The sequence below is a fragment of the Belliella aquatica genome, assembly GCF_014637795.1.
Classification (GTDB): Bacteria; Bacteroidota; Bacteroidia; order Cytophagales; family Cyclobacteriaceae; genus Belliella; species Belliella aquatica.
Genome location: NZ_BMFD01000001.1, coordinates 249,493 through 263,433, shown reverse-complemented (window position 1 = coordinate 263,433; position 13,941 = coordinate 249,493). Strand labels below are relative to the sequence as shown.

The following is a 13,941-nucleotide window of genomic DNA, read 5'->3' as shown; positions in this document are numbered from 1 at the left end:
CTACCGTTTGAATATTTTTTTATAAATGGGTTTTCTATAAAGAAATTGCAAGTATAAAGCAGGGTAAAGCAATAATGTCATAATTCCAAAAGGTCCCTGATAAGTAATTTCATCTCGAATGATTGATCCTTTTCCTGCTTTGATGATTCTATGTTTGTGCTCCCATGATTTTAAGAAAAAAGGAAGCGCTGTTCCTTCGTCAATGAAGTAAAATTCCTTATCATCTGTCTGATCATCAGTGATTTTACTGGTCCATTTTTGTTTAAAAAAAATAAAATTCAGTTCCAAAGTAACGATATCTCCCGTTGCAGATCCATCAAAACGAAGGAGTTTGACTGGTGGAAATGGAGGGCTTAATTTTGAAAAAAGAGTTTGGTCAAATCCTGCTTTGACTGTGAGGTAATCTTGCTCAACGGGAGTTTCTATTATTATTTTCATCTAAGGAAGATAAGAGGGAATATTGAAAAAATGTTTGAAATAAAGATTCAATTTTTGCACGTTTCAACTTGCAGAAGGGTGCTACGAAATTTTCAGATTCTTGAAGTGAGGCTACAATGAATTATAGCTTATAATAATTTTGAACCATATATTCATCGCATTTATTAAAAAGAGGAAACCTTTTGAGGCCTCCTCTTTTTCTTTGTAATTTTTAATTGAGTTTCCTCAAGTATTTGAAGAATTCCGAATCAGTGGAGAGTACAATACTTGTATTTTCATCCATAGATTTTTCGAAACTTTCCATAGTCCGCAAGAATTTATACAATTCAATAGATTGTCTATTTTTATTGTAAGCAGCAGCATAGATATTGGTGGCTTCGGCATCAGCCTTACCCTTGATTTCTTCTGCTTCTTTGAAAGCTTCTGATTGGATTTGAGCAAGGTCTCTTTCTTTGTTACCTTGAATAGAACTTGCTCTTCCTTGTCCTTCCGAACGGAATTGATCTGCAATTCTGTTTCTTTCTGAGATCATACGTTCGTAAACGCGGTCACGAACTTCGTCGACGTAGTTCATTCTTTTGAATCTAAAATCGAGAATCCTAACACCAAGGTCTGTGGTTCTTTCATTCGCTTTTTTTAGCACTATTTCCTCTATTTTGTCTCGACCTACAGAAATATCTGCTAAAATCTCAATTTCCTCCATAAAATCCTCTGTGATTTCAGGAGCTCTATTTGTCGATCTGACGATTTCTAATAGGTCATGACTTGCAATAGCATTTCTAGTTTCCCCATCCAAGATATCATCTAACCGAGATTGTGCTGAGCGCTCATCTCTTAGTCTGATGAAAAATTGAAGCGGGTTGGTAATTTCCCAACGCGCGTAAGTATCCACGAAGATGAATTTCTTGTCCTTCGTGGGTACTTGGTTTTTGTCACCATCCCATTCTAAATATCGCTTGTCGAAGAACTGCACTTTATGTAAAAATGGAGTCTTGAAGTTGATTCCAGGGGAGGTTCTCGGTTCACCTACCGGCTTACCAAATTGCGTGACTATAGCCTGTTGCGTTTCGTCCAAAATAAAGTAACTATTGAATAGCAAAACTGCCAAAATAGCACCCAGTACGATATATCCTATTCTATTTTTTTTCATTGCTGTGGCGTTTTTACTTTATCAATATTCAATAATGGCAAGACATTGTTTCCTTTTTCATCTACGATAATCTTATTACCAATCTGAGGAAGGATTTTTTCCATTGTCTCTAAGTAGATTCTTTGCTTAGTGACCTCAGGTGCTTTCATATAGGCTTCAAACAAAGCACTGAATCTTTCCGCTTCACCAATGGAACGATTGACACGGTTGAGTGCAAATGCTTCTGCAAGTTGTATCGTTTCTTCTGCTTCTCCTCTAGCTCTAGGTATGACTCTATTGTATTCAGCTTCAGCTTGGTTGATCAAAGTTTCTCTTTCTTGCTGCGCTTGGTTTACCGCATTGAAAGAAGGTTTGACCGGCTCTGGAGGATTTACATCTTGCAATACGACTTGGTCAATTCGGATTCCATTTTCATAATCATCACACATCGTTTGCAATAAGACTTCCACACTAGATGCGACTTCTTGCCTTCCGACTGTCAAAACTTCATTTACTGTTCTATCCCCTACGACCTTTCGCATGGCAGACTCGGACATATCTCGTAAGGTTTTGTCAGCATTTCTCACTTTGAATAAATACTTGAAGGAATCTGTGATTCTATATTGTACCACCCATTCCACATCTGTGAGGTTCAGGTCACCGGTAAGCATCATGCTTTCGTCACCGTAGCCAGCCTTTACATAATCCGAACTTCGGCCTGCATTTGTGGTCCTGAATCCAAACTCTTGCTTGAGTTGTCTTTGAACTGGAATTTTAAACATCTTTTCGATTCCAAAAGGGAGCATAAAATTCAACCCAGGTTGTACCGTTCTGTTGTATTCTCCGAGTTGTACGACGACGCCTTCTTCTTCAGGACCGACTGTTCTTATACTTGAAAAGATAGCAATCAAGAGAAATAAGCCAATGACAATCTTTCCCAGATACTTTTTGATCCAGTCGGGATTGATATTGATTTCATAATTTTTTTCTGACATGTTTAGAAATATTTAATTTGATGATATTTAAAAGTGTTCGAAAACGGATGAATTAAGTTTCAATATGAGAAGAAATAGGCTAAATACCTTAAGGAATTTGATTATTCAGCGGTTTGTATTCCTTTTGAAATTGAAGAACTCCTTTTTGAACTGAACCCTGGTGATGAGTACAATCTCTAATACACACTTGGATATACTAAAAGGCAATTACAAAAATTAAGAATAAGGTCAACCAGATAAAATCCATGAAGAACCAATATTTCGTGAATAGTTCTATCCGCATTTTTTCAAATGGATTGGTCAGCATTATTAGATTCTGAATGGCATCTTTTTCTTTTTTATTGTATTGTACCATCATGATCAGTGCGAATATCATTGCTCCTACCAAGTGGAAAATATGAATGCCACTGAGAATATAAAGAAAACTTCCGCTCGGAATTCCCCTGAAGTCTATTCCCATACCAGTCAACTCTCTCCAACCGACAATTTGAAGTATAGTGTATATGAGGCCTAGCAAGAAGGTCGTGAATAAGCTATTTTTTAATTTTGTGGTTTCTTCATCCTTGTAATGAAGGATCATTTTGGAGCAAGTATATCCAGAAAAAATTATGACAATCGTACTCAGAATAAACGAACGGGGCATCTTGAATCCTAATCCATCAAGATTGCCATATCCCGATGCTAAAAATGCCAAGGTCAAAAATAAAAATATCAGCCCACTGCCAAACATGCCCAAATACATCAAAGTTTGATACGGGTGCATGTTTTCTACTTTTTGAAACCAAGTTTCTTTCTCTGTTTTCATCTTGCCATTTAAATCATCTGCCATCTAAACATTTTAATGAGGCATAGGTTCAAGGAAATGGCTTCAAATTCATAAATGTCTCTTGAAGGCTTAACAAATCAATTCCTTACCTTGCATAATATTTCATATCAGCAATCAAAAAGCATTTTGGACAAAAAATCATTCTTATCCCTTTACGAAAAAGATCCTTTTGTACAGACCTTTTCCGAGCAACTAAAGTACCGAAAAAATAGAAATTTCCAGTTAAAGGGAGTTTCTGGAAGTTTGGACATGGTGTTGTTTACGTCAGTTTTTAACAGCATCGGAGGCTTTCATTTGATTGTAGCACACGACAAAGAAGAAGCTGCTTACCTTAATTCTGATCTTCAGGAGCTACTCGGAAAGAAAGACACTCTACTTTTTCCTTCTAGTTACAAAAGGCCTTATCAGTTTGATGAAGTAGAAAACGCCAACATACTGATGCGAGCAGAAATCTTAAATAAGATTTTAGCAAAGGAAAATAAAAACGAGGTCGTCATTACTTATGCAGAGGCACTTTATGAAAAAGTGATCAACAAGCGCTCTCTAAAGGAAAACACATTTGTAGCATCCGTTGGGGAAAAAGTTGACATGGAATTCATAGCAGAGATTCTTTCTACCTATGATTTTGAAAAATCCGACTTTGTCTACGAACCTGGGCAGTTTTCCATTCGTGGAGGAATTTTGGATGTATATTCTTATGCCAATGATCTTCCTTATAGAATAGAGCTTTTTGGCCGAGAAATAGAGAGTATTCGAACTTTTGATCCAGAGACCCAGCTTTCTGTAGATCAAATTGAATCGATCAGTATCATTCCAAATGTGCAAACACGATTGCTTCAAGAGGTTAGGCAATCATTCTTGGAGTTTCTGCCAAATGATACGGTTCTTTGGCTGAAGGATCAGCAATTTACTTTTGATGTATTGGATGAAAATTTCGAGAAAGCCTCCAAGCATTTTGAGCAAATTGTGAATAATACCAATAACGATAAACTCCTTCCCAAGCCGAGTGATTTGTTTGACAATGCGAGCGCTTTTGAAACTTTGAGTAATTCATTTGTTAAGGTAGAGTTTGGGCATAAGTTTTATGGCCTTGACAGTCAAGTCATTCAATTTGATACACAGCCACAGCCTTCATTCAATAAGAACTTTGACCTCTTGGTTGAGAATTTGGTGAACAATGAGAAAAATAGCTGGCTGAATATCATCTGCTCTGAAAATGACAAACAGATCAACAGGCTAGATAACATCCTACATGAATTAGACCCCACGCTCAAGACGCAATCACTTTTAATTGGGTTAAGAGAAGGGTTTGTGGACAAAACATTGCGGGTAGCATGTTACACGGACCATCAGATTTTTGAGCGTTTTCACAGATATAAAACCAAAGCCCGATCCAGCAAATCAAAGGCCCTAACACTTAAAGAAATCAAATCCCTCCATCCGGGAGATTACATTGTCCATATTGATTATGGCGTAGGAAGGTTTGCAGGATTGGAAAAAGTAAATGTCAATGGAAAGCTTCAAGAGGCAGTTCGATTGGTATTTAGAGATGACGATTTGCTTTATGTGAACATTCATTCTCTTCATAAAATTTCTAAATATTCAGGACAAGAAGGCACTGCTCCTACCATGTCCAAATTAGGTTCTCCTGAATGGGAGAATAAAAAGAAAAAGGTAAAAGGCAAAGTTAAAGACATTGCCAAAGATCTGATTGCTTTGTATGCCAAGCGGAGAAATGCTCCTGGATTTCAGTTTTCACCAGATTCGGTCTTACAGGTAGAGTTAGAAAGTTCTTTCGTGTTTGAGGACACGCCTGATCAAGCCTCAGCAACTGCCGATGTGAAAGTAGATATGGAAAAGCCCTATCCGATGGACAGGTTAGTCTGTGGAGATGTAGGTTTTGGTAAGACGGAAGTAGCAATTCGCGCAGCTTTCAAGGCGGTGAATGATAGAAAACAGGTTGCTATCTTAGTTCCTACAACGATCTTGGCTATGCAGCATTTTCATACATTCCAAGAGAGATTAGGAGACTTTCCTGTGAAAGTGGATTACATCAACAGATTCAGAACTGCCAAAGAGATCAAGGAAATCACCAAGCAGGTAACTTCCGGTGAAATAGACATTTTGGTAGGAACACACAGAATTGTTAATAAAGACATCAAGTTCAAGAATTTGGGGCTTTTGGTCATTGATGAAGAGCAGAAATTTGGGGTAAAGGTCAAAGATCAGCTGAAAGAAATGAAGCTAAATGTAGATGTGTTGACTTTGACTGCTACACCGATTCCAAGAACGCTTCATTTTTCTTTAATGGGTGCAAGAGATCTATCCGTGATTGCAACGCCACCGCCGAACAGGCAGCCTGTGACGACAGAAATCCATACCTTCCAAGAAGAAGTCATCCGAGATGCAGTGGCATTTGAGTTGCGGCGTGGAGGTCAGGTTTTCTTTGTTCACAACCGAGTGGGGGAAATAGATACCATTGCGAATATCATCATGAAGCTAGTCCCTGATGCGAGAGTAGCAGGTGCACATGGACAGATGGATGGAAAGGCATTGGAAAAAATCATGGTGAAGTTCATTGAGGGTGAATTTGACGTATTGGTTTCTACCAACATCATTGAGTCTGGACTAGACATCCCAAATGCCAATACCATTATTATCAACAGGGCACACATGTTTGGTTTGAGTGATTTGCATCAAATGCGCGGAAGAGTGGGTCGAAGCAACAAAAAAGCATTCTGTTACCTTTTGACGACACCTACTACTGGCTTGACCACAGAGGCGAGGAAGCGACTACAGACATTGGAAGAATTTTCTGATTTGGGTGATGGCTTCAAGGTAGCCATGCGAGATTTGGATATTCGAGGTGCGGGAAATCTTTTGGGTGCAGAGCAAAGTGGATTTATTACAGATCTAGGTTTTGAAATGTATCATAAGATTTTGGACGAGGCCGTACAAGAATTAAAGGAAAATGAATTTGCTGCCTTATTTGAAGTTGACCTGAAGGAAAAGGTTGAAATCCTTGTTCAGGATTGTGTGATTGAGACAGACATGGAACTCTTGATTCCAGAAACCTATGTGAGTAATATTTCTGAGCGATTGAGTTTGTATTCCAAACTAGATAATATCAAAAAGGAGGAGGAATTATTATCTTATATTAAAACGATACAAGATAGATTCGGTCCTATTCCCGAAGTTGTTGAAGATTTATTTGAAACGGTTCGTCTTAGATGGCTTGCCGAGCAGCTAGGATTTGAAAAACTGGTTTTAAAAAATGAGATAATGAAATGTTATTTTGTGCCATCATCAAAAGAAAGTTATTTCAAGTCGGAAGTTTTTGGACATATATTGAGGTACGTCGGAACACAGTCCAAACATTGTAAGATGAAAGAGCATAAACATCGCTTGATACTCACTATCAATGGTGTAAAGGATATCAGTAAAGCAAAAAAGTGGTTAAATGATATGAAAATCCAAAAAAATTAGAAATTTTTGGTAGGTCGAAAACTGTCACTTTGGAGATATTTTTTGTATAATATCTCTGATTTAAGACAAATTCGTATTTCGAGTTAGGGGAAAGAGAAAAAATAATATTGTGATAAGATATTATTGATTATATATTAGCGTTCTATTTGTGCACAAAAAACACTAAATGTCATATGGTTTTTGGAAAAAATAAATTAGGATTAGTCGCTGTTGCAATGCTTTTTGTAGCGACTGGTATCTTATCATCATGTAATAAAACACCTGGATACGGAAGAAGGACTGCTGCGAAGCCAGGAAAAGTAAGTGCTACCACGGGAGCAGAATTTAGTTTCGATGCCAATGATAGTACCAACTTTGTTGTCACTAAGATGGCTAAGCAGGTTGTTGGTCCTAACTTGAAATACATTCAAGGAGGAAGAGCGGTTATTGGTTCACAGGAACAAGACATTATGGCTTTCAGAGATAATGTTGAAAGAACAGTCACTATCGCATCTTTCTACATGGATGAGACGGAGGTTACCAATAATGATTACAAAGAATTTTTGTTCAATATGCGGAAGAATGTAAGTGCCGATTCTGTATTGAAGTTAGAGCCATCTGATAAAGTATGGGCTGGAGCAATGTCTTACAATGACGTTTATGATACCTATTATTTCAGATTTCCAGGTTTTAATTTCTATCCCGTAGCAGGTGTTTCTTGGGTTCAAGCTACAGCTTATGCGAAGTGGAGAACAGAATACGTAGGCAATTTGATGAGAGAAAAAGAAGGCATTGACAGTACCTTGACAAAAAATCAATTGATTGAGAGAGGTGTTGCCATACCTGAATACAGACTTCCAAACGAAGCAGAGTGGGAATATGCTGCAAAAGCGATGATTGGAACGCAATACATGGATGAAAACCAAGAGTATGGTAGAATTTATCCTTGGGATGGTAGAGGTGTAAGAAACCCATACAATATTAAAAGAAAAGGGAAACAAGGAGATATGTTGGCCAACTTCAAGAGAGGTAGAGGAGATTATGCAGGTATAGCTGGCGGTATTGCTAATGATGGAGATATCATTCCAACAAACGTTTATAACTACCCACCAAATGATTTCGGTCTTTACCAAATGGCTGGGAATATGAATGAATGGGTACAAGATGTTTATAGACCACTTTCATTCACAGATTTTGATGATTTGAATCCATTAAGAAAAGATGGTATTTATGATGAAGCTGAGGATTATAATACTACGCTGATTGATGATAATTACAGAGTTTATAAAGGAGGATCTTGGAGAGATATGGCCTATTGGTTGTCTCCAGGAACAAGAAGGTTTATGCATCAAGACTCTGCTACTAACCATATTGGATTTAGGTGTGCCATGATTTCTGTTGGTGCAGTAGGAAATTAAAGTTTGAAGAATGTTACTTTAGACAATGTTTTGTCGGAAGTATTTTATTAAAAATAGAAAAAGGAGCTCTCGGGCTCCTTTTTCTATTTATTTAAGCCTCCAATTTGACCGTTTAAATTCAGAGAGTACCTCAAATTCAAAAATTTGTGATAAACTGGGCAGAAAGGGTTAAATTTCTCTAATTAAAAGAACTTGAACTATGCTATACACATTACAGAAAACGTTGCGTATATCTTTGTTGGTTTGCTTGACATGGTTTGCCATTAGTCCAGCGATATCCCAAAGTGCGTTAACTTATCAGACCCCACCAAAAGAAATTGCTGACTTGGTACAGGCTCCATCTACGCCTTCCGTTAGCTTTAGCCGAACAGGTGAATTTATGTTGCTTTTAGAGCGATCAGGAAATCCATCTATTGAAGATTTAGCTCAGCCGGAATTGAGAATTGCCGGTATGCGTATCAATCCTGCTACCAACGGCCCTAGCCGAAGTGGAGCAGTAGAAAATGTAAAAGTTAAAAACACCCGTACAGGTGTAGAAAATCAAATCACTGGACTTCCTGCAAATGCAAGATTAGGCAACCTATCTCTCTCTAAAGACGAGAAGTATGCTGCTGTTACAAATACGACAAACACAGGTATCAGCCTTTGGGTAGTTGATTTGAGCACTTTTGTAGCTAAGAAGCTGACTGACGAGATTGTCAATGATGTCATGGGAGGAACCATGAGTTGGACTCCAGATAATAAAATTCTCTTGAAAGCGATCAATCCTAAAAGAGGATCAATGCCAGTAGCACCTTTGGCTCCACTTGGCCCAACGATTCAAGAGACTTCTGGAAATGCAGCCCCATCAAGAACTTATCAGGATTTGTTGACAAACAGACATGATGAGAACTTATTTGCATACTTCATGGATTCACAATTGATGATGGTGGACCTTGATGGTAACAAGACTCCATTTGGTCAGCCGGGTATGTTCTCTTCAGTGAGTCTTTCTCCTGATGGAAGCTATGTGATGGTAGATATAATCAAAAAGCCATTCTCTTATTTGGTACCTGCGTCAAGATTCCCTTACGATGTACAGCTTTGGGATATGACAGGTAGAAATATCAAAACATTCGCTGAAATTCCTTTGGATGAAGTTAGACCAACAGGTTTTGATGCTACGGTAACAGGCCCAAGATCGATCAGCTGGAGAGCCGATAAGCCAGCAACATTATACTGGGTAGAAACTCAGGATGGTGGTGATGGTAGGGTTGAGATTGCTGAGAGGGATATTGTTTATACCCTTGATGCACCTTTTACAGGTACAAAGTTGAAATTTGCAAGTACGCCTTACAGATATGGTGGCATCTCTTGGTCTGACGATAGCTTTGCATTGTTCAGCGAAAGATGGTCAGCTACTAGAAAGCAGATCGTAAGGTTGATCAACCCTTCTAAACCAATGGACAAAGGAACGGTGATCATAGAAAGATCTTCTGATGATATTTACAATGATCCAGGAAGTCCGGTTTTCACAACCAACGAATACGGTAGAGGGGTGATTTTAAGAAAAGGTGACGATGTATTTATGACTAGCGAAGGTGGTTCACCTGAAGGAAGCATGCCATATTTGTCTACTTTCAATGTGAAGTCGAAAACAGAGAAAATTCTCTGGAGAAGTCAGGCTCCTTTCTATGAAAGAGTAGTAAAAGTATTGAATGACAATGCAACTGAATTTATTACGTCGAAAGAGGGTGTTGAAGTGCAACCAAACTATTGGTTAGTCAATACAAGAAAAAGAATTGCACCAGTTCAAGTAACTAATTTTGATCATCCTTACGAGTCAATCAAAGGAATCAATAAGCAGTTGGTAAAGTACAAAAGAAATGACGGCTTGGATCTATCAGCTGTAGTCTACACTCCTGAGGGATATGATCCTGCTAGAGATGGTAGATTGCCAGTATTGATGTGGGCTTATCCAAGAGAATACAAGTCTGCCGCGGTAGCTTCTCAAGTAAGAGGTTCTCAGTATAGATTTACAAGATTGAGCTGGGGTTCTCCATTATATTGGGTGACGCAAGGTTATGCTATCATGGATCAGACAGAGATGCCTATTGTAGGTGAAGGAGATTTAGAGCCAAATGATTTCTTCTTGGAGCAGTTGGTAGCTAACGCAGAAGCAGCAATCGATTATATAGTTGATTCTGGTATTGGTGAAAGATCAAAAATCGCTGTTGGAGGTCACTCTTATGGTGCATTTATGACTGCAAACTTGCTTTCTCACACGAATCTATTTGCTGCGGGTATCGCAAGATCAGGTGCTTACAACAGAACATTGACTCCATTTGGATTCCAGTATGAGCAGAGAACATATTGGGAAGCTCCAGATGTATACAATACGATGGCGCCATTTATGCATGCTGACAAAGTGAAAACTCCTATCCTATTGATTCATGGAATGGCTGATAACAACTCAGGTACTTTCCCAATCCAATCAGAGCGTTACTACAATGCTTTGAAAGGACATGGAGCGACGACAAGATTGGTATTCTTACCTCACGAAAGTCATGGCTATTCTGCTGAAGAGTCTATTCTTCACACCCTGTATGAACAACATCAGTGGTTGGAGAAATATGTTAAGAATAAATAATTGTCAACAGCCCACAGTCAATAGCTGATTGAAATAAACTTCATACAGGACCGTAAGTGGCGACTGTTATGAAAGTTGATGAAATGTAATTAATTGCCTCAATATATAGAAAAAGAGCCTCCATTAGGAGGCTTTTTTTATTTTTTGCCACTGTCGCTTTAAATTTAGATGTTGGAATTTCAATTTTACAAAAGAGAAAACTTTTACTCATCTGCTTAACTTTCTTGATTTCTAGGATTATGAATTATATTAGCCAATCTGAAAAATTCAAGTACAATCCTTATGAATCTGAAACATATTTTAAAAACTTTCCATGAATTGAATGTAGACGAGTTGTACGATCTACTCCGTTTGAGAAGTGAGGTTTTTGTGGTAGAGCAAAACTGCGTTTTTTTGGATTTAGATGATAAGGATCAGAAATGCTTTCATCTGCTTTTATACCAAGAAAATGAATTGGTTGCCTATACCAGGATTGTTCCTGCAGGTTTATCTTACGAGGAGGTTGCCATTGGCAGGGTTGTCTCTTCTCCTGCTTTTCGAGGAAAAGGACTAGGTCGAAAAGTAATGGAACTTACTTTAGAGGCTTGTTATCAGCTTTTTGGCTCTTGCGATATTCGCTTGGGAGCGCAAACTTATGCCTTAGGTTTTTACGAATCTTTGGGATTCAAATCAGATGGCGAGATCTACGATGAAGATGGGATTGAACACATAGAGATGGTACGAAAAGCTTAAAGCTCTCCTTTCCCTAAAAAGATTTACGCTTAAATTCAATAATCTTGTTTGTAGTTCATTCAAACCAACTTAGAGCTTCGTGGCTTTTTTACATTTTAGCCACGAAGACACTAAGTCACAAAGGGCTTTTTACATCCTTTGAATGAATTCCATGAAAACCTTCTTGTGTTTTTCCAAATCAATATGGTGTGAAACTGAGGCTCTGACAATGTAATCTTTGTCGCCTTCCTTGGTAGTCCCTTGGGTGGATGTGGCCGGAATGGTCCAGTAGCAACCTTTCAATTGGCCGTAGCTGACACAGAATTTGCTTTCATCTGGAATCTTAGTGATCATCAAATCAATCAATTGTAGATTCAATTCCCTTTTATGGGCCTCTTTTTCCTCTGGCGTATTTCCTTTGGTAGGAAGGTCTAGTGAAAATACAGAAGGAGTGAAGCCCCTTTCTGCCAGTTCTTCTGAGACAAAGTTGATCTTAGCTTCTGGCAAATTCACTTGAATGAAATTGACAAATTCTCTGGTATTGATATAGGCATCTTGAATTCTTTGATTCATAGAAGGCAGCTGTCTGGCCAAAATCTCGTACTGCTGTCCCGTTGCTTCATTGTCACATAAGGCTAAGTGAAGCCCGATCTTATCCATCAATTCCTCAGCTTTTTGATTGGCCACGCAATAGCCTGCCGTGCATTCTCCCCCACTTGGAAACTTAGACCCACTGGCGTAAGCAATTGCAGGAACAACTGAAAGCGTATTTTCTTCTCCCAAAAAGTGAACATTTGGGCAGAAAGTCTGATCTAGAATAAAAACAGGTTCAATGGCTGTCTCTCCATTTTTGGTTTGACGAGTTTGGCTTAAGACTTCTTTTAGGCGATCCAAATCAGGAACTTCCACTCTTGGGTTGGTTGGAATTTCTGCTATGATAAAGGGTACTGCGTCTTTTTCGGCCAGTTCGGTCAATATCCTGTCTAGGCTTTGGTTCATGTCGTTGCCGGCATCCACGGGTAAGTCCACGATTTCTACATGAGGCAAAGCGGCAGCTACCCTTCTGGCTTGGTCATTGGTGCCCCCGTAGCAGTTGGGCGGAACAATAAACTTGAGTTCCTTTCCCGGGTGTTTCTCCATGGCATCGTGGATCAATCCCATCATGATGGCATATTGAATCGATAAGCCACTGGAGGCAACTAGAGGTTTGACATCTGTACTTGTGATGTTGGCGATGGATACGAATACGTCGTCTTTGTAGTTGACGTCTCGATCATCTTGGGGTATTTTGATTGATTTTCCTGCTAATATCTCCAATGCTATCAAGCAATTAGCTGGCGTCATGGCTATCGTTTCCCTTCTTCGTACATGCTGAATTTCACCAATATATGAGGCATGCTCTTTTTTAGTGATATGAATAATACTTCCTAAAGATCCATGCGTGGTAATCACAAAATCGCTGTTGAAATCATCTTGAATTTCCCCGATAGCGCTGGATTGAGAAATCAAAACTCTGCTTCCATCAAAGTCGGGAATTTCCTCTTCAGCACTCACCTTTTTCATGTCAAATTGATACCCGTAGATCTCACGAACCAATTCAGCTCCGAAGAAATTAGAAATATTTTCCGTGTAGAGTAACTGTGTTTTTCTACTGAGGAATAGGTTTTTTCTGAGCACAGCCAAAATAGGAGCTGTTTTGGAAGAAAAACTAATGACATGGTCAAAGGGCAATTGATTCAATTCGGCAATGGCCCATTCCAAAATACTGGACAATGGATGACCGAGGCGGATGTAGTCATAGGCTGTGGGTAATTGATTGAGTTGCTCTGCGTCGATGGAGTTCGACTTTAACAAGCTTTCAAAATGCTCTAAAAATTGGGTTTTGGCTAGCTTTTCTTCATAGATATCCAGGCGATGCGTGGTGAGCTTGAGCCAGTCAGCTGGCATATTTGATAAAATCGTTTGAAGATGCTGTTGAATTTGGGTTTGATTCATAGGATGTTTTGAATTGGGCGGCAAGATAGTTTAAATAGGAATATGGTTATCCGAAATTATGCCAGTAACTAAGTTTAAAATCTGAATTATAGCTGATGCCGACGGTCAGCGGTCGACAGCTTGATTGAAATGAACTTCAAACAATATTATAAATGGCTGCTGGTATAAAAGCGGATACACATATTCATCAATATTTAAAGAAAGTAACAACGAGGATGTATTTGAGTTCCTGAAAGCATGGGAGAAGGAGAAATTTAGAGGGATGAAAAAATGAGTGTTTAGTGGATTTAGTTAATAGTTAATTAGGGATTAGGTGGGGTAGTTCTACAAATTGA

Annotated in this window: 9 protein-coding genes; 4 read left to right on the top strand and 5 right to left on the bottom strand. The window is 38.7% G+C overall.

What is annotated here, in order from left to right:
• The 4 genes from IEV57_RS01120 to IEV57_RS01105 all read right to left on the bottom strand — a co-directional run bounded on the left by IEV57_RS01120 (position 1) and on the right by IEV57_RS01105 (position 3,367).
• Positions 1-438 (bottom strand): SRPBCC family protein, encoded by a 438-nt coding sequence (locus tag IEV57_RS01120; protein ID WP_188438757.1) that lies wholly within the window; start codon positions 436-438, stop codon positions 1-3.
• 211 nt (positions 439-649) lie between these two features.
• On the bottom strand, positions 650-1,588 hold the full coding sequence (gene hflC, locus IEV57_RS01115; protein ID WP_188438755.1) for a protease modulator HflC: 939 nt from the start codon (positions 1,586-1,588) through the stop codon (positions 650-652).
• A complete protein-coding gene (gene hflK / locus IEV57_RS01110) occupies positions 1,585-2,562 on the bottom strand; it encodes an FtsH protease activity modulator HflK (protein ID WP_188438753.1) in 978 nt (325 codons plus the stop codon). Before hflK ends, hflC begins: the two co-directional genes overlap by 4 nt.
• A gap of 196 nt (positions 2,563-2,758) precedes the next feature.
• Positions 2,759-3,367, bottom strand: coding sequence for a cytochrome c oxidase subunit 3 (locus tag IEV57_RS01105; RefSeq protein WP_188439384.1), 609 nt, complete (start codon positions 3,365-3,367; stop codon positions 2,759-2,761).
• A gap of 147 nt (positions 3,368-3,514) precedes the next feature.
• On the opposite strand from IEV57_RS01105, the gene mfd reads away from it, so the two are divergent.
• The 4 genes from mfd (at position 3,515) to IEV57_RS01085 (ending at position 11,632) form a co-directional block, all read left to right on the top strand.
• Positions 3,515-6,874, top strand: coding sequence for a transcription-repair coupling factor (gene mfd / locus IEV57_RS01100; RefSeq protein WP_188439382.1), 3,360 nt, complete (start codon positions 3,515-3,517; stop codon positions 6,872-6,874).
• A gap of 173 nt (positions 6,875-7,047) precedes the next feature.
• On the top strand, positions 7,048-8,271 hold the full coding sequence (gene gldJ, locus IEV57_RS01095; RefSeq protein WP_188438751.1) for a gliding motility lipoprotein GldJ: 1,224 nt from the start codon (positions 7,048-7,050) through the stop codon (positions 8,269-8,271).
• A gap of 199 nt (positions 8,272-8,470) precedes the next feature.
• Positions 8,471-10,900 (top strand): alpha/beta hydrolase family protein, encoded by a 2,430-nt coding sequence (locus IEV57_RS01090; protein ID WP_188438749.1) that lies wholly within the window; start codon positions 8,471-8,473, stop codon positions 10,898-10,900.
• 282 nt (positions 10,901-11,182) lie between these two features.
• Entirely contained in the window at positions 11,183-11,632 is a 450-nt protein-coding gene (locus tag IEV57_RS01085) for a GNAT family N-acetyltransferase (RefSeq protein ID WP_188438747.1), read from the top strand.
• Between the two features lie 129 nt (positions 11,633-11,761).
• Here the strand turns inward: IEV57_RS01085 and IEV57_RS01080 are convergent, their stop codons facing one another.
• The gene (locus IEV57_RS01080; RefSeq protein WP_188438745.1) at positions 11,762-13,606 is read right to left on the bottom strand and encodes a PLP-dependent aminotransferase family protein; all 1,845 of its coding nucleotides are present in this window, start codon (positions 13,604-13,606) and stop codon (positions 11,762-11,764) included.
• Positions 13,607-13,941 lie beyond the last annotated feature (335 nt).